Source organism: Prolixibacter bellariivorans ATCC BAA-1284, from assembly GCF_000621705.1.
Classification (GTDB): Bacteria; Bacteroidota; Bacteroidia; order Bacteroidales; family Prolixibacteraceae; genus Prolixibacter; species Prolixibacter bellariivorans.
Genome location: NZ_JHXO01000007.1, coordinates 81,587 through 103,009, shown reverse-complemented (window position 1 = coordinate 103,009; position 21,423 = coordinate 81,587). Strand labels below are relative to the sequence as shown.

At 49.3% G+C, this 21,423-nt stretch carries 19 protein-coding genes; 14 read left to right on the top strand and 5 right to left on the bottom strand.

What is annotated here, in order from left to right; genetic code table 11:
- Positions 1 to 52 precede the first annotated feature (52 nt).
- The 3 genes from fabG to T426_RS23145 form a co-directional block, all read right to left on the bottom strand.
- Positions 53 to 799: a 3-oxoacyl-[acyl-carrier-protein] reductase gene (gene fabG, locus T426_RS0108280; protein ID WP_025865997.1), complete on the bottom strand. Its 747-nt coding sequence runs from the start codon at positions 797 to 799 to the stop codon at positions 53 to 55.
- Positions 800 to 1,018: 219 nt separating this feature from the next.
- Positions 1,019 to 1,771 (bottom strand): SIR2 family NAD-dependent protein deacylase, encoded by a 753-nt coding sequence (locus tag T426_RS0108270; protein ID WP_025865996.1) that lies wholly within the window; start codon positions 1,769 to 1,771, stop codon positions 1,019 to 1,021.
- Positions 1,772 to 1,794: 23 nt separating this feature from the next.
- Positions 1,795 to 2,877 (bottom strand): mechanosensitive ion channel family protein, encoded by a 1,083-nt coding sequence (locus T426_RS23145; protein ID WP_025865995.1) that lies wholly within the window; start codon positions 2,875 to 2,877, stop codon positions 1,795 to 1,797.
- Between the two features lie 165 nt (positions 2,878 to 3,042).
- Here T426_RS23145 and T426_RS0108260 point away from each other — a divergent pair, with 165 nt between their 5' ends.
- The 14 genes from T426_RS0108260 to mnmE all read left to right on the top strand — a co-directional run bounded on the left by T426_RS0108260 (position 3,043) and on the right by mnmE (position 14,723).
- Positions 3,043 to 3,351, top strand: a complete 309-nt coding sequence (locus T426_RS0108260; RefSeq protein ID WP_027585521.1) for an ArsR/SmtB family transcription factor — start codon at positions 3,043 to 3,045, stop codon at positions 3,349 to 3,351.
- A 78-nt stretch (positions 3,352 to 3,429) separates the two neighbouring features.
- Complete coding sequence (locus T426_RS0108255) at positions 3,430 to 3,669, top strand: thioredoxin family protein (RefSeq protein ID WP_025865993.1); 240 nt, start codon at positions 3,430 to 3,432, stop codon at positions 3,667 to 3,669.
- Positions 3,670 to 3,671: 2 nt separating this feature from the next.
- Entirely contained in the window at positions 3,672 to 4,079 is a 408-nt protein-coding gene (locus tag T426_RS0108250; RefSeq protein ID WP_025865992.1) for a nitrophenyl compound nitroreductase subunit ArsF family protein, read from the top strand.
- A 3-nt stretch (positions 4,080 to 4,082) separates the two neighbouring features.
- Complete coding sequence (locus tag T426_RS0108245; RefSeq protein ID WP_027585520.1) at positions 4,083 to 4,784, top strand: aromatic aminobenezylarsenical efflux permease ArsG family transporter; 702 nt, start codon at positions 4,083 to 4,085, stop codon at positions 4,782 to 4,784.
- A gap of 15 nt (positions 4,785 to 4,799) precedes the next feature.
- On the top strand, positions 4,800 to 5,843 hold the full coding sequence (locus T426_RS0108240; RefSeq protein WP_082229530.1) for a permease: 1,044 nt from the start codon (positions 4,800 to 4,802) through the stop codon (positions 5,841 to 5,843).
- A 318-nt stretch (positions 5,844 to 6,161) separates the two neighbouring features.
- Positions 6,162 to 6,752 carry a TetR/AcrR family transcriptional regulator gene (locus T426_RS25030; RefSeq protein WP_027585518.1) on the top strand — a complete coding sequence of 197 codons (591 nt, stop codon included), beginning with the start codon at positions 6,162 to 6,164 and terminating at the stop codon, positions 6,750 to 6,752.
- 49 nt (positions 6,753 to 6,801) lie between these two features.
- The gene (locus T426_RS0108230; protein ID WP_051539189.1) at positions 6,802 to 7,554 is read left to right on the top strand and encodes a sulfite exporter TauE/SafE family protein; all 753 of its coding nucleotides are present in this window, start codon (positions 6,802 to 6,804) and stop codon (positions 7,552 to 7,554) included.
- Between the two features lie 13 nt (positions 7,555 to 7,567).
- Positions 7,568 to 8,557, top strand: a complete 990-nt coding sequence (locus T426_RS0108225) for a porin (RefSeq protein ID WP_159103384.1) — start codon at positions 7,568 to 7,570, stop codon at positions 8,555 to 8,557.
- A gap of 117 nt (positions 8,558 to 8,674) precedes the next feature.
- Positions 8,675 to 9,277 (top strand): FmdE family protein, encoded by a 603-nt coding sequence (locus T426_RS0108220; RefSeq protein ID WP_025865986.1) that lies wholly within the window; start codon positions 8,675 to 8,677, stop codon positions 9,275 to 9,277.
- Between the two features lie 685 nt (positions 9,278 to 9,962).
- Positions 9,963 to 10,295, top strand: a complete 333-nt coding sequence (locus T426_RS0108215; RefSeq protein ID WP_025865985.1) for an ArsR/SmtB family transcription factor — start codon at positions 9,963 to 9,965, stop codon at positions 10,293 to 10,295.
- Between the two features lie 41 nt (positions 10,296 to 10,336).
- The gene (locus T426_RS0108210) at positions 10,337 to 10,762 is read left to right on the top strand and encodes an arsenate reductase ArsC (RefSeq protein ID WP_025865984.1); all 426 of its coding nucleotides are present in this window, start codon (positions 10,337 to 10,339) and stop codon (positions 10,760 to 10,762) included.
- 6 nt (positions 10,763 to 10,768) lie between these two features.
- A complete protein-coding gene (locus tag T426_RS0108205) occupies positions 10,769 to 11,578 on the top strand; it encodes an arsenite methyltransferase (RefSeq protein WP_025865983.1) in 810 nt (269 codons plus the stop codon).
- Positions 11,579 to 11,590: 12 nt separating this feature from the next.
- A complete protein-coding gene (gene arsB / locus T426_RS0108200; protein WP_036985397.1) occupies positions 11,591 to 12,667 on the top strand; it encodes an ACR3 family arsenite efflux transporter in 1,077 nt (358 codons plus the stop codon).
- Between the two features lie 655 nt (positions 12,668 to 13,322).
- The gene (mnmE, locus tag T426_RS0108195) at positions 13,323 to 14,723 is read left to right on the top strand and encodes a tRNA uridine-5-carboxymethylaminomethyl(34) synthesis GTPase MnmE (RefSeq protein ID WP_025865982.1); all 1,401 of its coding nucleotides are present in this window, start codon (positions 13,323 to 13,325) and stop codon (positions 14,721 to 14,723) included.
- 1,211 nt (positions 14,724 to 15,934) lie between these two features.
- Here the strand turns inward: mnmE and T426_RS0108190 are convergent.
- Together T426_RS0108190 and T426_RS0108185 are read right to left on the bottom strand one after the other, a co-directional pair.
- On the bottom strand, positions 15,935 to 17,569 hold the full coding sequence (locus tag T426_RS0108190; protein WP_025864997.1) for a RagB/SusD family nutrient uptake outer membrane protein: 1,635 nt from the start codon (positions 17,567 to 17,569) through the stop codon (positions 15,935 to 15,937).
- 11 nt (positions 17,570 to 17,580) lie between these two features.
- A complete protein-coding gene (locus T426_RS0108185; RefSeq protein WP_051568960.1) occupies positions 17,581 to 20,592 on the bottom strand; it encodes a SusC/RagA family TonB-linked outer membrane protein in 3,012 nt (1,003 codons plus the stop codon).
- Between the last annotated feature and the right edge of the window lie 831 nt (positions 20,593 to 21,423).

The window sequence follows — 21,423 nt, the reverse complement described above, 5'->3', positions numbered from 1 at the left end:
GCCGCTCAATGGCAGCCCTGATTCATATAGAATGCAATTCCATTTTTCGGTATCAGGTATTCATTCCACCGCAAACATTTACCACCTGTCCGGTTACGTAAGATGAGAGATCGGAAGCGAAGAAAACGCAGGTGTTCGCTACATCTTCCGGAGTTCCGCCCCGACGCATGGGGATCTGTGCTTCCCATGATTTTTTCACATCTTCCGGAAGAACGCCAGTCATTTCGGTAATGATGAATCCGGGAGCAACCGCGTTGTGGCGAATACCCCGTAAGCCCATCTCTTTGGCCGCTGATTTCGTGAATCCAATGATTCCGGCTTTCGATGCAGAATAGTTACACTGGTTCGCATTTCCCGAAACTCCCACAACGGAACTCATATTAATAACACTGCCCGAAGCTTGTTTCCACATAACCGGCTGAACCGCTTTGGTGAAGTTGAAAACCGATTTCAGGTTCACGGCGATTACCGCGTCCCACTGATCTTCAGTCATTCTTTTCAGTGCACCGTCTTTCGTAATCCCGGCATTGTTCACCAGAACGTCAATGCGGCCAAAATCATCAGCAATTTGCTTTACAACAGCCTGAGTTTCCTCGTAATTGGCAGCATTCGATGCATAACCTTTTACTTTTACACCCAAAGCAGCAATCTCTTTTTCAGTTGCTTCAGCAGCTTCATTGATCACCAAGTCGGTAAAGGCAATGTTGCAGCCTTCCTGAGCAAAACGCAGTGCGATAGCTTTACCGATTCCTCGGGCCGCACCAGTAACAATGGCAGTTTTTCCTTCTAAAAGTTTCATGTGTTGTATAGTTTACTTTAATGGTCATCAAGAAATGCCCACATCTCCTACCGGGAAATAACCAACGCTATTTTTCCGGCGGGATTTTGTTAACGAAAAACAAAAATATAAATCTTTCCCAAGGATAAATTTTCAACTGGTCATTTCTCGGGATAAATTCACCCATATTCCATCCAAAATTGTCTTTCACCGTAAAATTCGAACTTACGCGTTGAAAATTCAACCGGCCGATAGTTGCCTCACGCGGGCCAACAATTCCGGAAGTACCTCTCCTGCTTTCCCTTCCAGGAAAACATGCGTAATTTGATTGGTAAAAGGTGTCGTTTCCGGGTTGATTTCAATAATGGTCGCTCCGTTTCGCGCTGCTTCGTACGGGACCATCGAGGCCGGCATAACCTCGCCGGTGGTACCTACGACCAACATGACTTCCGCTTTGCGGGCTGCTTCGAACGATTGATCATACGCTTTGCGCGGAATACCTTCACCGAAGAAAATGAAATCGGGTTTTAGCACCGAGCCATCTTCGTGGCAACGAGGAGGAAGTTCACTCATATCGATCTCAGAAGCAAAGTGGCGGGCTCCACATTGCGGACAAACCACCCATTGCGAATTCCCATGAAACTCCCATACCGTTTGGCTTCCGGCTTCCTGGTGAAGGTTATCGATGTTTTGCGTGACCACACTTTTCAGCCAGCCTTGTTGTTCCAATCCGGCCAATGCGATGTGTCCCGGATTCGGTTGCGCTTTCCCGAAGAAGTCGTAGAATATCTCTTTGATTTTCACCCACGAATCATGGGGATTCGAATAGAAATAGTCCAAATCGAGTATTTTGGGATCATAACGGCTCCAGAGACCTTTTTCCCCCCGGAAGGGAGGGATTCCACTTTCGACGGAAATACCGGCTCCCGTAAACGCTACAGTATAACCCGACTCTCTGATGAGCCGGGCAGCTTTATCCAGATAATCTGTCATATTAAAATATTCAAGGGGTTAAATCAAGATTTTTCTACGTTGGATTTCGGCGTATCATTTGCCGGATTTTTCTTCTGTTCCGGGAATACAACGCGGGTTTGCGGAAGATATTCAGGATAGTTCTTTTGTACAAATTCCACCAGCTTTTCGCGAACCAGCACACGCAAATCCCAGGCAGTCGGCGAATCAACCGCACTAACTAACGCTCGTAACTCCAATGTACTCTCCTTGGCATCGGTTACCTGAAGCACATTCACCTGTCCGTCCCACAAATCGGTATCTTCCAGTATTTCGGTCAACGCCTCCCGCATTTTTTCTACCGGAAAGCGGTAATCGACATAAATGAAAACGGTCCCCAGAATTTCAGCTGTTGTACGCGTCCAGTTCTGAAACGGCTTCTCGATGAAATAGCTAATCGGAAGAATGAGACGCCTTTTATCCCAGATACGAACCACCACATACGTCAGGGTAATTTCTTCAATCCAGCCCCACTCGTCTTCTACAATCACCACATCTTCCAGACGGATAGGCTGTGTAATGGCAATCTGGAAACCGGCCAGTATCAAACCAATGCTTTTCTGTGCAGCAAAACCAATAATAATACCGGCAATTCCGGCGGAAGCCAGGAGACTAACTCCAATCTTATGAATCTTATCGAAACTCATCAGAGCGATGCCAATCGCAATAACCAGCACCACGGCAATGAGCAGGCGTTCGAAAACCCGAAGCTGGGTGTGCATCTTTCGTGCTTTCAGATTATCCTTCGTATCTAAATCGTATCGGCGAAGCAACACGATGCGAATACTTCGAATGGCATTAATAATAAGCCAGGTAACCAGAAATATGGTAAGAAGCGTAAAGATATGCTGAAAGTCAAAAGGCAGTTTTTTACTAAAATCCATTAATGGTTGAATGGACAATAACACCAGCAACGCAGCCAAAAAAGTGAGCGGACGCGTAATTTTAGTTAGGGTCTGTATCCATCCGGCATCCGCCTTTTCATGCAGACTTCGTTTCACCAGGCGAATGATCAGATGAGCACCGAAGAACCCTACAATCAGACCGACGATTAATACTAGAACGTTCAGATAGTCATTATTAAACATAAGAGTATAGTCTTTTTACTAAAGTAAACAATCCTTGACGATATTGTTTTCCCGGCAAAAATATTACCCGGATAATTAAGAAAAGTTTCACACAGCAAATCGAGCTACTATTTTGAATCCTGAAGTTTGTCCGTATTTTTACGAACAAGTAGCTATTTTATTATTATGAAAGAAAACCTGATCAAAGATATCTTCACGGAAGACCAGCACCGGTTAGCCCGAATCGCCAAAGCTTTGGGGCACCCGGTCCGGGTGTATATTTTGGAGTTACTTTCCCGTCAGTCGTGCTGCTACAGCGGAGACCTCTCCGAAGAATTACCCATTGCGAAGTCAACCCTCTCCCAGCATTTGAAAGAACTAAAAGATGCTGGTCTTATCCAGGGAGAAATCGAAGCACCCAAAATCAAATATTGTCTGAACCGGGAAAAATGGTCCGAAGCACAAATCCTGTTCAAAAAGTTTTGGAATGAATAATTCTGTTCGTATTTTTACGAATGACGAACGAACCAAAAACAGGAAGTTATGGACTTTCAAAATGTAAAACCCATCCACATGGATATCAGAGTCCTGGGAACGGGTTGCCCCAAATGTCGGGCATTGGAAAAAGCAACCAATGAGGCAGTAACCGAAGCCGGACTGGATGCTACGGTCTCCAAGGTGGAAGACATTGTAGAAATCATGAAAATGGGCGTAATGACCACTCCGGCGCTGGTGGTTGATGGAAAAGTAGTTGTAAAAGGGAAAGTACCGTCGGTAAAAGAACTGAAAAAACTGCTAACCCAAAACCAATAACCATGAAATCGCCAAAAACTGCTTTTCTTGCTTTGCTTCTATTCATGGCAGGCACATTCACCTTTTCCCAAACGTCGGCCAGTACTTCCAAAGCACCGGAAAAACAAGCCAAAGTCAACGTCTACTATTTCCATTTCAATACGCGTTGCGCTACCTGCCGCGCGGTCGAATCGGAAGCTCAAGCTGATGTGAAGGAACTGTTTGGCGATGACGTCAGTTTTGCTGCCTATAATCTGGATGACAAAGCCGGCGAAGCAAAAGGCAAAGAGCTGGGTGTTTCCGGACAGACGCTGTTAATTGTAAAAGGAAATCAGCAATTCAATATTACCACCGAAGGTTTTATGTATGCCCGGACCAATCCCAAAAAGTTCCGGCAAATTATAGAAGAGAAGATTAAACCGTTGCTATAAACGATGGAAGAATTTCTGAGTGGAATACTCGAAAGTAGCTCACTTCCCTTTGTCACGGCACTAATCCTGGGACTGATGACAGCCATTAGCCCCTGCCCTTTGGCGACCAACATTACAGCCATCGGGTTTATTGGCAAGGATATGGAGAACCGGAACCGGGTATTCTATAACGGACTGGTGTATACACTGGGAAGGGCCATTAGCTATACGGCACTGGCTTTGATTATTTTCTTCGGTGTCGATCAGTTTTCCTTATCAGGAATTTTTCAACGCTACGGCGAAAAAATTATCGGCCCGTTATTGATTGTGATTGGCCTGTTCATGCTGGATATTTTGAAAATCAAGTTTCCCGGTCTGGAAAACATCACACGACGTTTTGAAGAAAAAGGCGCTAAAACCTATTGGGATGTTCTCTTGCTCGGTATTCTGTTCGCATTAGCCTTCTGCCCTTACAGCGGAGTACTCTATTTCGGAATGCTGATTCCGTTAACTGTTAGCAGTGTTTCCGGACTCTACCTTCCGATTGTTTTCGCCATTGCCACCGGAATACCCGTCATCATTTTTGCCTGGCTCATCGCCTTTGCCATTTCCGGTGTCGGCGTATTATATAACCGACTCAGGATTTTTGAAATCTGGTTCCGGCGCGTTGTTTCAGTCGTATTCATCGTAGTCGGTTTCTATTATGTTTTTACGGTTTACTTTTAGGAAAATGGGAAAGAGATGAGAGAAAAAGTAATTGCACTCAACCGAAATATGCATGGCTGGTTTTTTCCCGCCATCCTTTTGCCACTTTGGATTGTCGTTTACTGGCAACTGCAGCACATGGCAGATTTTCTCATTGATGATGTGTTTGGAATGGCTGCCGGCAAGCACCTGACGGAGACCCTTCGTTTCTTCATCTTCGAGGTTCCCAAAGTGTTGTTATTGTTAGTACTCATCATCTTTGTCGTCGGCATCCTAAGAACATATTTCACTCCGGAGAAAACCAGGAAAATACTGGAAGGGAAATCCTTATTTACCGGAAACATCCTGGCTTCGTTGCTGGGAATTGTAACTCCTTTTTGCTCCTGTTCCGCGATTCCGCTGTTTCTTGGTTTTGTAGAAGCGGGTGTTCCGCTGGGCGTTACCTTCTCATTCCTCATTGCTGCCCCGATGATTAATGAAGTAGCCCTGGTATTGCTGATAGGCCTCTTTGGCTGGAAAGTGGCTCTCATCTACGTGGGAACCGGCCTTATCATTGCCATTCTGGCGGGCTGGATATTAGGAAAACTGGGATTAGAAAAATATGTAGCTGAATGGGTTTATGAAGTAAAAGCCGGTCACAGTAATGATGAAGAAGGACGAGTACATTTTCAGGAAAGAATACGATCGGGGTACGACGCAGTTATGGAGATTGTGGGGAAAATCTGGATATACATCCTCATTGGTATTGCTGTCGGAGCCGGTGCTCATGGTTATGTGCCCGAAAATTTTCTCGGTTCCTTATTGGGCAACCAGAATTGGTATGGCGTTCCAGTCGCCATTTTACTCGGCGTACCGATGTATTCCAATGCTGCCGGAATCATTCCCATTGTCAGTGTGCTTTTGGAGAAGGGCGTCTCGCTCGGCACTGCCCTCGCTTTTATGATGTCGGTCATCGCCCTTTCCCTGCCGGAAATCATCATCCTGAAGAAAGTGCTCAAATGGCAATTGATTTCGGTCTTTGTCGGCATTGTTACCGTCGGCATACTCATCGTTGGTTTTGTCTTTAATCATGTGATGTAAAAGAGCGGAAGAATTAAGACAATAGACTTCAGACAAGAAACAAAAAACGTTTTCAGGCGTCAGATTGCTGTAGCTGACATTGTTCCTGTCGTTCCTGTTATTCCTATTGGTTCGGCTTTCGATGGAGCTGGCCTATTTTGTGTTCATCGGTGAATTTCATTTGTGTCAATCTGCGGAAGTTCCCCATTCTCCCACTCGCCATTTCAGGTCCTCTTCTTTTCAGCATGAAAAAAACAAACACCTAAAAAAATAATTCGCTAAACATTTGCATTTCTCAAAAAAGAATTAACTTTGTAAGTAATTACTTACATCAAAGTCATGGAACGGCAAAATAGCGAAACAAGGCAAGGCCAAATCAAGCAGGCAGTACTCGACATCATTTATACCGATGGCCTGAAGAACCTGTCTACCCGCAACCTGGCCAAACGCATTGGCATGAGCGAAGGTGCCATCTTCCGGCATTTCGCTACCAAGCAAGACATTATACTGTCGATAATCAACGATGTACAGACCGATTTTATCGGGCAGTTGCGGACAATTGCCACCTCTTCGCTGGAACCGGAAGAGCGCTTACAAAAGTTCATTTGCTCAACCGTTCAGTATCTTACTGACAATAAAGGCATCACCATGCTTCTCTTTTCGGAAGCATCACACAATAATGACGAACAACTAAAATCAACGCTTCGTCACATCTTCAACAACCAGAAATCATTGGTTAGTAAAATCTTCCTCGACGGAATTGCCGAAGGTACCTGGGATGAAGCCATACCCGTTGAAAATCTCGCTATGCTTTACATGGGCATTCCGGTATCACTGAACATTGAGCTCATTCTCAACGGTGGCGAGTCACAGGTCGACAATTTCTGCAAGAAGATGCTGAGTCTTATGCTTAAATTATTGAAACGGTAATTTTTTTTACTTCTTATTGTAAGTAAACACTTACTTAAAGTCTGGAATCATGTTATACGGAATTGTTTTTTTCATCATCGCGGTTGCATCATTCATTTTTGCCATGCTGGGCCTTGGCGGAGGAATGGTGTATGTACCGGTCCTGAACTGGGCTGGTTTCGATATGATCTCCGTTGCCATTCCGCTTGGTTTACTTTTGAATGGCTTAAACACTGGTTTGGTACTTATTCCGTTTGCACGGAAAAAGATGGTCGACTGGAAAGGCGGTGCCGTCATGGCTGTCACAGCCTTAGTAGCCTCACCTCTCGGAGCCATGACCAGCGACAAAGTACCGGTACAAACCCTGAAAATCTTGTTTGCTATCATGGTTGTCGCGGCAGCAGTTCGCATGATATACGCCTCCAAGATGGCTGAACCGGACCAGATGATGTCCATGAAAAAGCGAAGCATCATCGGGTTCTTCGTTGGTGGTTTTGCCGGCTTCGTAGGCGGAATGCTCGGACTGGGCGGAGGATTCATCATTGCCCCAATCCTCATGATGATGGGCTACAAGACCAAACAAGCGGCTGCCACCACAGCCTTTGTAGTTACCTTCTCTTCCATATCAGGGTACCTGGGCCACGTTTCGCAGGGACATATGAATTGGCCGTTGACTATCATTGTCGTCATTGCCGTTATTATCGGCTCACAATTGGGAGGACGGTACATGACGCAAAAAGCCAAATCAAGACAGGTGAAGGTGATTTACGCCATCGTCTTGCTGGTCATTGCTGCCAAAATGGTGTACGGCGTCATCCATTAATATGCATCGTGTCATGAAAAGATTGAAATTATTAGCGCTGCTCCTATTCTTTGCTGCATCCGTTCAGGCGCAGGAAAATAAGGGTCCGCAACTAAACGGCTACATCCAAACCCGGTTTTCGAGCAATCTGAATACCACGTCGGAATTCATGGTTCGACGGGCCAAACTGTGGCTCAAAGGCGATGTACCGAGGCTCGATTTCATCAGTTACAAGCTGCAGGTGGTTTACCGCTCGTTCAAAGATCAAAATTTCACCTTTCAGGACGCACTGGCGGATATTCATCTAAAAGAAAACGGGCTGTTCCGGCTCGGGCGGTTTGTGCCTGATTTTATGATGCAACGCATGCAGCCCGATTACCGGATTCCGGTTTTGGAGCGGGCCACCGTCATCAATGCGCTGAATATGAACCCGAAGTACGGAGCTAGAATGATTGGACTTGAATACCTATATAGCCACCCCGGCCAACCGTGGCATGCCAGTATTGGGTTGTTCAACGGAAACACAGACAAACCCGCGCATAACAACAATTCCCTGCTGGTGACTTCACAGTTAAACCGGAAATTCAGCTTCGCGGACAAATCGGATTTGACATTGGGAGGTTCTGTTGCCTACCGGAACATTACGCAAATGAGTCTGCCGACAATTTATGCCGCCGGCTCACTCATTTCAGGAGATGATTTCCGCTGGGGTACGGAAGCCCTGCTTCACTCTGGCCATTTCCATCTGCAGGCCGAATATATTCAGGCACTATTGAACAGTGAAAAAGCAGATGGTTACTACCTGCTGGGTTGGTACGATTTCAATTCACATTACCAACTAACAGCGTTTACCGACAAATACACCGACTTGAATCCCGCAACAGCGAATCATTCCTGGTACGGACTGGGATTCAACTATCTCATGACCGAAAAAACAAAACTGATGGCCGACTTTAGATGCAGCGACCTGGACCAAAATCCGGTTTATTCGGCCAATATCCAGTTGCAGATATTCTTCCGGTAGGAAGAAATTAAACATTAGAACAACCGTTGTTGGAAATTACCAGAAAGCGGAGAAATCTTCACATTTCTGAACTTTACACAACGGATCATAAAATTGTCAAACTTAAAATTCAACATCATGATCAATCCACAAGAATGGCTCGAATTCGGGCAAAAATTTCACGGACACAAATGTCCGGCCATGCCGATGGGACTGCGCGTTGGTGCAGCTGCCATGAATGCACTGGGCGTTGAACGCGCCAATGACGGACAACTCATCGCTTTTGTCGACCTGGGCGATGACCACTGTGCGACCTGTTTTGCCGATGGTTTGCAGGTGATTATGGGAACCACTTTCGGCAAGGGAAACATAAAAAAAACACACAAAGGTAAATGGGCTGTTATTGTTGTCGACAAGGCCACCGGCAAAGCAGTCCGGGTTACTCCACGCGCTGAAGCGATGCTGGCCAACAAACAGACCTCCTTCTTCAAAGACTACCGTGAAAAAGGCATTCCGGCCAGCAAAGTTCCGGAAGAGACCATTGAACCACTCGTGAAGAAGGTAATGAATGCCCCGGCCGATCAAATCCTCATCGTGTCGGAGGTTTTCGATTACGATTTGAAGCAGCATCCCCATAGCTTCAACAGCTTTGTTTGTGAGGAGTGCGGGGAGATGACCGTCATGGAATATGGCCGCATAAAAGGCGATAAGAAGGTTTGCATTGACTGTGCAGCCAAATAAAGATTACTGCTTTTCATAATTTTCTGTCATACTTGCCAACCCGGTATCTTGTGAGGGAATACACCCCCGACAAATACCGGGTTTCTTTTTACCTGAACTTCCCTCCTTTTACGTCATAGATTTCGTCGTTTTTGCCGTTGAAGAGTTTCAGGTTACGCTTCGCGATTTCGGTTCTCCACGTTACACTTCCAGGACAGCATTCAATTGCCCCGTGGCTTCAGCCCGGGGGTATGAGCAACAGGCAGGTCATGGGCTTTAGCCCAATCATTTTCATTCTATAAACCACCATCATTTTGCGGTCGAAACCCGCATACCATTTCTATTACGACTATCTCGCGACCGCCAGGAATGCTGGTATTTCTGCGCTCCCACGGCTGAAGCCATGGGCAATTCATCTTGATTGTGATTCAAGGATGTCATCCCGAGAAAGGATTCTATCCTTATAACCATTTCATAGCCATATTGCACAATGTGGCTGTGGCTGCCGGAAGAGATTTAAGCCTGAGGTCCTTTTACGATTGATATCTTGCAACACATGAAGGATACAATTCGACGGATAGCTTGTAGTGCTATTTCTAGCCAACCCACCAATTGTTTCTTAGTAGATGAAAAAATCTGCATTTTTTTGACGTATAATTACGTCACTTGAATATTTGACGTATATTTGCGTCATAAGAAAGCCATCATGGTACAAAGTAAAACCGAACTATTCGAGCAGGAGCTCATCGAAAAGGCGGCGCTTTTCAAAGCGCTGGCTCATCCGGCCCGGTTGCAGATACTGCAGTTCCTGGCTGCGACACAATCGTGCATCACCGGCGATATTTCCGATGAACTACCGTTGGGAAGAACCACCGTTAACCAGCATTTGAAAGAGCTAAAAGCGGCAGGCCTCGTAACCGGTCACATCGAGGGGGTTAAAACCAAATACTGTCTCGATATGGACAATGTGAAACGCCTTCGCGAAGAATTAGGCGGCTTTATCGATGATTTACACATAGACAATTATTGTTGCGAATAACCCATATAAATCATTCATCCATTTAAATCCTCCAAAAACAGATGAACGTACTTATTTTATGCACCGGAAACTCGTGCCGCAGTCAAATGGCCCACGGTTTTCTGCAATCATTCGATAAACGCATTAACGTACAATCGGCCGGAACCGAAGCTTCAGGCAAACTGAATGAAAAAGCAGTGGCCGCCATGAAGGAAATCGGCATCGACATCAGTCACCACACTTCCGACCCGGTAGACAAATACCTGAACGACGAATGGAACTATGTGATTACCGTTTGCGGTGGCGCAAACGAGGCTTGCCCGACCTTCACGGGAAAAGTAAAACACCGGCTGCACATCGGTTTCGACGACCCCTCACATGCTACCGGAACGGACGAATTCATCTGGAGTGAATTCATCCGCGTACGTGATGAGATTAAAGCGGCTTTTTACAAGCTCTATACCGAAGATATCAAACCTCAAATATAATCTGCCATGCAAGTAAAACCCGAAGATCTGAAACTGCTCGTGCAGGAAAAATACGGAGAGATAGCCTCACAAAGTAAGGAAACAAACCAGTCATCCTGCTGCGGTGGGACCAGTTGCTGCGGTGATTCCACCTACACCATTTTCAGCGACGATTACACCATGCTGAAAGGTTACAATGCCGATGCCGACCTGGGGCTAGGTTGCGGTTTGCCCACCGAGTTCGCCCGTATCAGCGAAGGTGACCATGTACTCGATTTGGGAAGCGGTGCCGGAAACGACTGCTTCGTTGCCCGCGCCATCACCGGCGAAACCGGGAAAGTAACCGGCCTCGATTTTACCGATGCCATGCTCGAAAAAGCCCGGAAAAACCTGGAGAAAACCGGCTTCACCAATGTCGAATTTGTGAAAGGCGACATCGAAGAGATGCCGTTGCCGGAAAATACCTTCGACGTGGTCATCAGCAATTGCGTACTGAACCTGGTTCCCGATAAGGAAAAAGCTTTTAGCGGTATTTTCAGGGTACTGAAACCCGGAGGACACTTTTGTATCTCCGACGTGGTGCTGGACGGTGATCTGCCGGAAGGCTTAATCAAGGAAGCTGAATTGTATGCAGGATGTGTATCGGGCGCTATCCAGCGTAAGCAATATCTTTCCATTATCGAAGAGAAAGGCTTTTCCGATATCAAGGTAGAAAAGAACAAAGCCATCACCATCCCTGATGATATCCTGAGCAATTACCTGTCGGCGCGGGAGATGATGGAGTACAAGACTTCCGGAACCGGCATTTTCAGCATTACCGTTACCGCTAATAAATAAAAAACGATAACTATGCCTTCGAAACCCCGTCTGAAATTTCTGGATCGTTACCTCACACTGTGGATTTTCCTGGCTATGGCCATTGGTGTCCTTTCCGGGTACTTTTTCCCGGGCGTTGCGACCTTTTGGAATTCCCTAAAATCGTCGCCTGACAGCACTACTAACTTACCCATCGCCATTGGGCTCATCCTGATGATGTATCCGCCGCTGGCCAAGGTGAAATACGAAGAACTGGGCGATGTGTTCCGGAACTACAAAGTGCTGGGCCTGTCGCTGGTGCAAAACTGGATCATCGGTCCGGTGGTGATGTTCCTGCTTGGCATCCTGTTTTTCAAACTCTTTCCGGGCGAAAATAACGCCAACCTGCCCTACATGTACGGGATCATCATGATTGGTCTGGCACGTTGCATCGCCATGGTGATCGTGTGGAACGAACTGGCCAAAGGCGATACCGAGTATGCAGCCGGACTGGTAGCGTTCAACTCCATCTTCCAGGTACTGTTCTTCTCGGTGTATGCCTGGTTTTTCATTGCTATCCTACCGGGATGGTTCGGGATACCGACCAGTCACGCTGTCGACAACATCACCATCGGGCAAATTGCCGAAAGCGTATTCATCTACCTGGGGATTCCGTTTGTTGCCGGATTCCTTTCGCGCTTCCTGCTTATTCGGGCCAAAGGAAAGGATTGGTACCAACGGAAATTCATTCCCAAAATCAGTCCGATAACGCTCATCGCCTTGCTGTTTACCATCATCGTGATGTTCTCGCTGAAGGGAGAATACATCATCCGGATACCGATGGATGTAGTGCTGATAGCCATACCGTTGCTCATCTATTTCATCGTGATGTTCTTCCTCTCTTTCTTCATGAGCAAAAAGATTGGCGCCAATTATGCACAAGCCACTACCCTGTCGTTTACGGCAGCCAGTAACAACTTTGAGCTGGCTATCGCGGTAGCCATTGCCATTTTCGGCATGAACTCCGGCGAAGCCTTTGCGGCGGTGATTGGTCCGCTGGTGGAAGTGCCGGTGATGATAGCATTGGTGAATGTCGCCTTCCGGCTGAAGAAGATATACTTCTTGAGGTAGAGTGTGGTTGTTTGCAAAGGACGGTCCGGTAATATTGGGAATACGAATTACACGAATTTTTACTAATTACGCGAAACGAAGTTCGACGAAGTCAATTTCACTTCGAGTTTGCAAACAAGCAGGCCTGAAGGGCCGGTTCAATTCAGCCCAATGGCAATGCCCCTCGAAATTCGTCGGGACAGGCTTGGGTAATTCAATGCCCCGCAAGGAAAAGAGGTACACGTTTCAAGCATGATTGGAATACGGATGTTCCTGCGCCGCCCAAACCGGCATTGACATGAAATGCCAAACTGTTCTGTAACCTGATTAAAGCTCGGCCACGATGTATCGTGGTCCTACCTGGCCGGCATCCATTTTGAATGGTTTAGCTACCCCTCTTTTCAGATAATGCCTTTGTGGACATTGTGCTTTCTTTGTGTTCATCGTGGTTTATTTTTTTAACACAAAGGACGCTAGGCTTTAACACCACGAACACAAAGATGACACATACATCGAAGCAGAACAACAGGAACTACAGGAACAACAGAAACGGCGGAGCCTAACTTGAAACTTGTGACCGCGCAGCTTAACCCGAAACGCCTTTTGTCTCTCATGTCTATCGTCTGTTGTCTTCAGAATTTGTATCTTTGTTCCCCTTAAAAAGGAGACCAGAAAGATGATCGATCAATCAACCATATGCGCCATTTCCACCCCACCGGGCGTGGGTGGCATCGCGGTAATCCGCCTTTCAGGACAAAAGGCCATTGCCATCACCGAGAAAGTTTTTACATCACCCAACCAGGAAAAGAAACTGGCTGAGCAGTCTGCCAATACCCTCCATTTCGGTACCATTCGCAGCGGTGAGAAGATTATCGACGAGGTGGTGGTGAGTTTGTTCCGCGCTCCCCATTCCTTTACTGGAGAAGATGTGGTGGAAATTTCCTGCCACGGCTCGCAATACATCCAACAGGCCATCCTGGAGCTGTTGCTTTCGAAAGGAGCCCGCATGGCCGGTCCGGGTGAGTTTACCCAACGGGCATTCCTGAACGGAAAGATGGACCTCTCGCAGGCCGAAGCGGTGGCCGACCTGATTGCTTCCACTTCGGCCGCTTCACACAAACTGGCCCTGAATCAGATGCGCGGTGGTTTCTCGCAGGAGTTGATTAAGCTACGCGGAGAATTGCTCAGCTTTGTGTCACTCATTGAGCTGGAACTTGATTTCAGCGAGGAAGATGTGGAGTTTGCCGACCGTACCCAACTGCTCGATCTGGCTACCCGCATCGAAGAGATGATTGGCAAACTGGCCGATTCATTCAAGCTGGGAAATGTGATCAAGAACGGTATTCCGGTGACCATCGCCGGCGAAACCAATGTTGGTAAATCGACCCTGTTGAATGCGTTGCTCAACGACGAACGCGCTATTGTTTCAGAGATTGCAGGCACCACCCGCGACGTTATCGAGGACGTCATCAACATCCGGGGTGTCAGTTTCCGGTTCATCGACACGGCCGGTATCCGTACCACTGCCGACAAAATCGAGAGCATGGGCATCGAGCGGACGTACCAGAAGATTAAACAGGCCAGTATTGTATTGCTGCTGCTCGACCTAACCCGGGAACCGAAGAAATACCTGCAGAACCTGGAAGATGTGCGCCAGCATATCAACCAGCAGAACCTGATCATCGTGGGCAACAAAGCCGATCAGGTAGATGAGGACGTTGTCCGGAAAATGCTGATGGATATTACCCTGGCCGATAACGAAGATATGGTCTTCATTTCCGCCAAGATGGGCCACAATATCGACAGTCTGAAGAATCTGCTACTGGAAACAGTCAACCTGGCCAAACTCAACAACGAAGAGGATGTGATTGTGACCAACGCCCGTCACTTCGAAGCGCTCACACAAGCACGTGAGGCGATCAACCGTGCGATTGAGGGATTGCATAACGGCATTACCGGCGATTTCCTTTCACAAGATATCCGCGAATGCATGCACCACCTCGGCCTCATCACCGGTGAGATTAGCACGGATGAGGTGCTGGGGAATATTTTCAGGAACTTTTGTATTGGTAAATAAAGGCAGTTTCAAGTGTTAAGTGTTAAGAAAGACGCAAGACGATAGATGCGAGAGGTTAGACACGAGATGCGAGATATGAGATTGAACCTTAGACCTCTTAATTACTCACTACACATTATTCATTGTTAATTGTTTCAAAGGTTTCAGGTTGAGCGGAAAGGTTTCTGTTGTTAGAAGAGTTTTGTGGTTTCTATTGTTGAGCAATGATGAGCGATAGTGCCATTGCGGTCGAAAGAATCTTCCCATTTCAATCCAGGCCAGTGCGTGACCTTATTCGCCCTACCACATTTTTGTTCCCATAGCGGCGCCAGGGGTTATTGCTGCAAGACCGTTGGCCTTGTCAGGCTGAAGGCCTGAAAGCACAAAGCCCGGGGTCAGAAATCACGGTGTAACCGGGATGACGCCACCCCGGGTTAGACGCTCCGAAGCGAGCAGAGGCGCACATTCCTGTCTGCTTTGGAACGAATACATTGTTGCGCCGCACGTGAATGGTTGAAGGAAAGACGACCAACCAGAGACAGCAACCGGGTCTTTCAATGGTTCTGGTTTCTGTGGTTATGAATGTTTCTATGGTTACTATCGTTACAGTTGTTGCTGTTGTTGCGCTCTTATCAACGTCATCGCTATTGCGGTCGAAACAACCTTCCCATTTCAATCCGCACCATCACACGACCACCGGTACGCGTACTTGCCAACCCGGGGTGGCTAAACCTCACGGTTTCTTACCCCGGGCTATGGAGCTTGAACTCCTTCAGAGTTTGCCGACCAATTGGCCTGATTGAGCATTAAGTGCATGGCAGAAACTCATCTAAATGCTCCTCAATTGATAAAAGGCAGTGCCATTGGCGACCTGTCCTCCTCCCGGAGGAGGTGGCTGACAGGCCGGAGGAGGATTTCGGTTGAATGCGCCCAACACACAGGAGAAACGGGGGCCGCTCCAACCTCGGGGAACGGCCCCCTGCCATTCAGGCTTCACTACTACTTGTCCAAATAGCCGAACGGCCTGTCATCCCTCCTGTCCCTCACTCTCTGCGTTTTCCTTTTTAAATGAACCCACCAATCTGCAGCAAACGGGAAGCAGGGCCGGCTTTCCCCAAAAAGCCGAACCCCGGCAGGGCACCTGACGCTCAGGTCCCAAAAGCTAATCTACCGTGCTTCCCTACTGTTACGAACCTACAGGTCCTGCTGCACTATTTTTAATCAGATGTTTCTTAATTGGCCACCTGGTAACCCTCATTCTGAACCAGGTTCGGGTTCACCGACAACTGGGCAAACGGAATGGGATATAATGTAAGATGCTCACTGTTGGTAGGCTGGTGGTCCCACCAGCTCCCGGTCAGGAACTTGCCAAACCGGATCAAGTCGGTCCGCCGTTTTCCTTCGAAAATAAATTCACGGCCTTTCTCTGCCAGCAGCTCATCCAGTGTCAGGGTCGTGGGCGTATAGGCATAGTCGCCCGTTGCCCAGTCCTCAGCGGTAAATGCCCGCTGGCGCACCTTGTTAATCAGGTCCACCGCCTCGGCTGTGGCCACCCCGTTGTTCTTACGCATCAGCGCTTCGGCTTTCATGAAGTAAAACTCCGTCAACCGGTACAGCACCCAGTCGTTACTCCAATAGTGTTCGTCCTCCCAGGCGCCCGGACGGTACTTGTTGAACCGGGCACCGCTGTTCTCTTCGCCGGTAATCATGCTCGATTCCGTTCCGCCCGACTTGTTCAGCCGGATGTTGCTGACAAACACCAGGGGCTCCCCGGCATATTCAACGGTCCCGTTCACCGGTGTCGCCGGGTCGTCATACGCGTACTGGGTGCCTATCAGCATCCATTCCTTCTTTCTCAGGTCATGGTCATCAAAGGCATCGTAAGCCGACGGGATGACTACCACGCCGTTGTTCCCGTTCCGGTCGCCGCCATAAATGTATTTCTGGGCGAAATGGTAGAAGTCGCCGGACCAGCTGCACCGGTTGCCCGATGCCTGGTAGTCATACGACAACACCAGGATGTTCTCGTTCGACTTTTCGGTATTCTGGTTGCAGAAAGGGGTCAGCAGGTCATCGTCCAACTCCAGGGTCCCATGCTGGGCGCCTCCTTCCCCGGCCAGTATCTTGTTGCAATACGTGATGCAGTCGTCCCAACGGGGCGTACCGGTCCACTCTTCCGCATTCAGGTACAGGTCGGCCAGGACCGCATAACCGGCTATTTGGGTGAAGCGCCCCGAATTGGCGCTGGTCATCTCCGGAAGGTCGTCGATAATAGCCAGCATTTCCGACTCGATAAAACCGAATACTTCCTGCCGGGTATTGGTCTCCGGGTATTCCGGCTCGGCCACTTTGGTCACAATGGGCACATTACCAAAGGTGTTGATGGCTCCCAGGTAGTAATAGGCCCGGTTGGCCCGCAGTTCGGCGACAAAGGCCGCCTTCTCGCTTTCGGTTATCCCCATGGCTTCCGGTTCACGGGCTTCCAGTCCTTCGATGCCGCTGTTGCAGTAGCCCAGCCCCTGGAAAATCAGGTTCCAGCAGTCTTTCAGCGAGGAATGGGTATAGTCCCAGGTGTGGTAATGAAACTGTATCCACTTGGCGTCATCGTATCCGTGGATGCCCTTCTGGGGCCAGGCCAGCTGGTCGGCCGAAAACTCGTTTAACCGCCAGCAGTTCTCCCGCGACTGGCAGGCAAATACCGCCCGGCTGTGGGTGTAGGGACGCAGGACCGCCGACATCACCTCATCGTGGGTGGTATAAAAATTGGTCGTGGTCAGGTCGCTGTATACGGTCTCGTCCAGGTTGGTACACGCGGCCAGCAGCCCGAGACTCAACACCATCCATATCAACAGGTTATTTTTCTTCATCTGGTTACATATTAAAATTGAACATTCAAACCGAGCGTGAAACTCCGGGTAACCGGGGTACCAACATAGGCGGCCATGCCCGGTGACAGGCCCGTATCGTTCAGCTCGGGCGTTTCGCCGGAGTACCCGGTAATGGTGAACAGGTCCCGTGCCGTGGCATACACCCTCAGCGACGGAACGTTGGGACGACGGCCCCGGAAGGAGTACCCGAGCGTGATGTTATCGAGCTTGACGTAGCTCCCGTTCTCCAGGTAGTAATCGGAATATTGGTAAGAGGCATTGAACCCCGATTCGACCGCCCCGGTCAGTACATTGTACCCCGATGCCAGTGTTTTCAGGTTGCTGTAAGCCAGCTTCTGCCGGTTCAGGATGTCGAACCCGAATTTTTCCATGAAGGAGACCGACAGGTCAAAATTCTTGTAGGTAAAATAGTTGGAGAAAGAGAGGTAATACTTCGGCATTCCGTTCCCAATCACCGTTTTATCTTCCTCGGTGATCTCCCCGCCGCTCACTTTTTCTCCTTCCTTGTTGTAAAACAGCCACTCGCCGCTTTCGTCGAAGCCGGCAAAACGTTTCCCGTAGAAATCGCCCACGTCCGATCCTTCATACAGGCGCACAGCATTTCCCAGGGCCCCGTACCCGCCAATGCCGCCAAACTCGATGTAGTCGGCTGCATTGCTCGAGAACTTGTCGAGGGTGTTCGAGAAGGTGTGGCTCCCCACCAGGTCGGCTTTCCAGGTGAAATCGTCCCCGGAAACCGGGATGGTATTGAGCGTCACCTCTATCCCCTTGCTGGAGATGACCCCGATGTTGGTGGTATAAGTAGAATGGATATTGGCCGGGATGGCCGAGGTGACCCCGGTCATCAGCAAATCGTCGGTCTTGCGTTTGTACAGGTCGACCGCGGCGGTCACCCGGTTATTCAGCACCCCGACGTCGACGCCCGCGTTCCACTCCTTCTTGGTTTCCCATTTCAGGTTGGCATTGGGGTTCCGGCTGGGTCCGTAGGTCTGTATCCACGAGCCGTCGTCGGCCAGGTAATAGCCCCCGGTACCGATGGTCGCCAGCGACTGGTAAGGCCCGATGCCCGAATTCCCGGTAACACCGTACCCCAGCCGCAGCTTCAGGTTCGACAGCACCGGCACAGTCTCCATAAACGCCTCGTTGGTCACGTTCCAGGCAACCGAGGCAGCCGGGAAGTTTCCCCACTTGTTGTTCGCCCCGAACTTGGACGACCCTTCGCGCCGGTACGATACCTGCGCCACATAGCGGTTGCTGAACACATAATTGATACGCCCGAAAAAGGCTACCAGCGTTTCGTCTCCCTTGTAACTGCCCATGCCGGCTTTTCCGTCCACCAGGTAACTCCCCGCCCCCAGGTCGTTCTCCTGGCTGGCATCGTTCAGGAACCCTTTGTTCGAAGCATCGAAGCTCTCTTCCACCCGGTAGCGGTAGCTGTACCCGCCAACGGCGTTGAACCTGTGCCGGTCGGACAGCACGGTGGTGTACTCAACCGTCGGCTCGAAGGCCTGTTGGGTATTGACATACGAACTCTTGTAGGCGTACCCGTCGCCGTTGTAGCTGTTGACCGATACCCGGGAGTTCTTGTCGTAGTATACATTATTATTGTAGTTGTCGCGCTGGATACTCACGAAGGCCGAGAGTTTCAGATCGGTCAGCGGCTCTAGGATGACTTTGGCGTCCAGCGAGGTGGTTTCCTGCAGACGTTTGTTTTTCTGCTGGTGCAACCGCGCATATTTATTCTCGTCCGACGCCATGTCTTCATAAAAGGTGCCGTCGGGGTTGTACATGGGGTTGGTGGGGTTGGCCCGGGCAGCCGCCTCCCATCCTTCGTTCCCCAGCATGTTCATGTTGTTGTAGTTGGTGGCCAGGTTCGACTGGAAAGTCAACATATCATTAAAACCCTTTGTCTGCAGCGACATCCGGGCGCCGTACTGTTCGCGCTCGTTGGCCAGGGCAATACCGTTCAGGTTGTTGTAATACACCGATGCCCTGTACACGGTATGTTCATTTCCGCCCGAAACCGACAGGTTATGGCTTTGCGACAGGTTCTCGTCATCGATGATGGCGTTGTACATATCAGTATCACCGCCCCGGTCGTAGGCCGACTCATCGTACCCCAGGCCGGCCATGGCTGCCCGGAATTGGCCGGCATCGAGGAAATCGGGGGTGTTCTTTTGATAGTACCGCGTAACAAACGTAGCGTACTCGACCCGGGTCGCTCCCTGCATTCCCTTTTTGGTGGTGATCAGGATGACGCCCGCATTGGCGCTCGACCCGTAGATGGCCGCGGCCGAACCGTCCTTCAGTACCTCTATCGACTCGATGTCTTCGGGCCGCAGCAGATCCACGTTGCCGCCCGGAATCCCGTCGATGACCACCAGCGGCGACCGGCTCCCGTTGACCGAAACAACACCCCGTAGCTGGATGGCCACACCCTCGGTGGGTGAGCTGCCACCGGTCCGGGTAACGGTCAGGCCGGCAATTTTTCCTTCGAGCAGCGAGCGCACATCGCGGTTTCCGGCCCGGTTGAACTCAGCCGGTTTCAACGAGGTGATGGCCGTGGCAATATCCGACCGTTTCAGGGTTCCGTACCCAATGGCCACCACCTCATCAATGCCAATGGTTGTCTCCTGCATCACCGCATCGAGGCGGATTTTTCCCTTTACAGGAATCGCCTGTTTCTGCATGCCCATAAACGAGAAGACCAATACGCTATTCTCAGGGACATGAGCGAAGCGGTAATTCCCTTCGGCATCGGTGATGGTCCCAATAGCCGTTCCTTTTATCTGTATGCTCACCCCGGGCAGTGGTTGCCCCTGGGTATCGGTTACGGTACCGGTGACACCCCGGTTCGCTTCCCGGCTGATGGCATTCAACACCCTGCCCGGGTCATTCTGTTGCGCCACGGCCGGCAACGGGCCAAAACCGCTTACCGGGAAAAACAGTACCAGCAAAACGGTGCGCCATAACAAGGCGTGTAATTTTCTTTTCTTTTTCATTCGTTTGGTTTTATGATTTAATGGTTGGTGTTTCTTCCACCCTGTCAGTGGTTGTAAACCCTGACAGGGGTTTTCTCAATTACCACCCCTAAATCCCCTAAAGGGGACTCGAAGTTCGTAGCACACGTTAGACAGTGATATTTTTCAGCTGTTTGACAAACCGGAAGTACAAAGTCAACAGTAACTCGGTTTGAAACAGCGGCCCAAAGTCCCCTTTAGGGGATTTAGGGGTGAAAGAAAGCCCGCCGGGACACCTGGCCCCGGCAGGCTGGGCTGACTACGGCCACCCGGCTACAGGTGGCCATCGCTCTGGATTAGTTAGCTGGTAAATGATTAGGAACATGGTTAGTTAGTTTGGATGAATCGGTTATTGAATTGTTTCGCAAAAGGACATAGTTCTCCCACATACCCTGTCAGTGGTCGCAGACCCTGACAGTGGTTTACCCATTTACCGCCCCTACCCCGAATCCTCGGGGCCCTAAAGGGGACCTGGAGTTCGTAGCACGCGTTAGGCAGTGATATTTTTCAGCTGATTTACAAACCGGAAGTACCGAGTCAACAGTAATTCTGTTTGGAACAGCGGCCCAAAGTCCCCTTTAGGGGATTTAGGGGTGATTGTTCTAACCTGTCAGGTTTTCAGAAACCTGACAGGTTTCGTGTACCAACAGGTTTCGTGTACCAACAGCTTTCCAGGTAGGGCCTGCCGGAGGAGCAACACACCGGCAGGCAATCTGAATTCTGAAGTCACCGCCCTGGCGGGGGCGGCCGATTGGGTTGGATATTTACTTGGTTTACAGGATTCATGGTTTGGTATATTTAATTTCATTCACC

Excerpts from the sequence above, each read along its gene's own strand:
- T426_RS0108185 (WP_051568960.1), bottom strand. The coding sequence starts at position 20,592 with ATGAAAAAGAAAAGAAAATTACACGCCTTGTTATGGCGCACCGTTTTG.
- T426_RS0108260 (WP_027585521.1), top strand. The coding sequence starts at position 3,043 with ATGAAAGAAAACCTGATCAAAGATATCTTCACGGAAGACCAGCACCGG.
- T426_RS0108240 (WP_082229530.1), top strand. The coding sequence starts at position 4,800 with ATGAGAGAAAAAGTAATTGCACTCAACCGAAATATGCATGGCTGGTTT.
- fabG (WP_025865997.1), bottom strand. The coding sequence starts at position 799 with ATGAAACTTTTAGAAGGAAAAACTGCCATTGTTACTGGTGCGGCCCGA.
- T426_RS23145 (WP_025865995.1), bottom strand. The coding sequence starts at position 2,877 with ATGTTTAATAATGACTATCTGAACGTTCTAGTATTAATCGTCGGTCTG.
- T426_RS0108205 (WP_025865983.1), top strand. The coding sequence starts at position 10,769 with ATGCAAGTAAAACCCGAAGATCTGAAACTGCTCGTGCAGGAAAAATAC.
- T426_RS25030 (WP_027585518.1), top strand. The coding sequence starts at position 6,162 with ATGGAACGGCAAAATAGCGAAACAAGGCAAGGCCAAATCAAGCAGGCA.
- T426_RS0108250 (WP_025865992.1), top strand. The coding sequence starts at position 3,672 with ATGAAATCGCCAAAAACTGCTTTTCTTGCTTTGCTTCTATTCATGGCA.
- mnmE (WP_025865982.1), top strand. The coding sequence starts at position 13,323 with ATGATCGATCAATCAACCATATGCGCCATTTCCACCCCACCGGGCGTG.
- T426_RS0108270 (WP_025865996.1), bottom strand. The coding sequence starts at position 1,771 with ATGACAGATTATCTGGATAAAGCTGCCCGGCTCATCAGAGAGTCGGGT.
- T426_RS0108220 (WP_025865986.1), top strand. The coding sequence starts at position 8,675 with ATGATCAATCCACAAGAATGGCTCGAATTCGGGCAAAAATTTCACGGA.
- T426_RS0108230 (WP_051539189.1), top strand. The coding sequence starts at position 6,802 with ATGTTATACGGAATTGTTTTTTTCATCATCGCGGTTGCATCATTCATT.
- T426_RS0108255 (WP_025865993.1), top strand. The coding sequence starts at position 3,430 with ATGGATATCAGAGTCCTGGGAACGGGTTGCCCCAAATGTCGGGCATTG.
- T426_RS0108225 (WP_159103384.1), top strand. The coding sequence starts at position 7,568 with ATGAAAAGATTGAAATTATTAGCGCTGCTCCTATTCTTTGCTGCATCC.
- T426_RS0108190 (WP_025864997.1), bottom strand. The coding sequence starts at position 17,569 with ATGAAGAAAAATAACCTGTTGATATGGATGGTGTTGAGTCTCGGGCTG.
- T426_RS0108210 (WP_025865984.1), top strand. The coding sequence starts at position 10,337 with ATGAACGTACTTATTTTATGCACCGGAAACTCGTGCCGCAGTCAAATG.
- T426_RS0108215 (WP_025865985.1), top strand. The coding sequence starts at position 9,963 with ATGGTACAAAGTAAAACCGAACTATTCGAGCAGGAGCTCATCGAAAAG.
- arsB (WP_036985397.1), top strand. The coding sequence starts at position 11,591 with ATGCCTTCGAAACCCCGTCTGAAATTTCTGGATCGTTACCTCACACTG.
- T426_RS0108245 (WP_027585520.1), top strand. The coding sequence starts at position 4,083 with ATGGAAGAATTTCTGAGTGGAATACTCGAAAGTAGCTCACTTCCCTTT.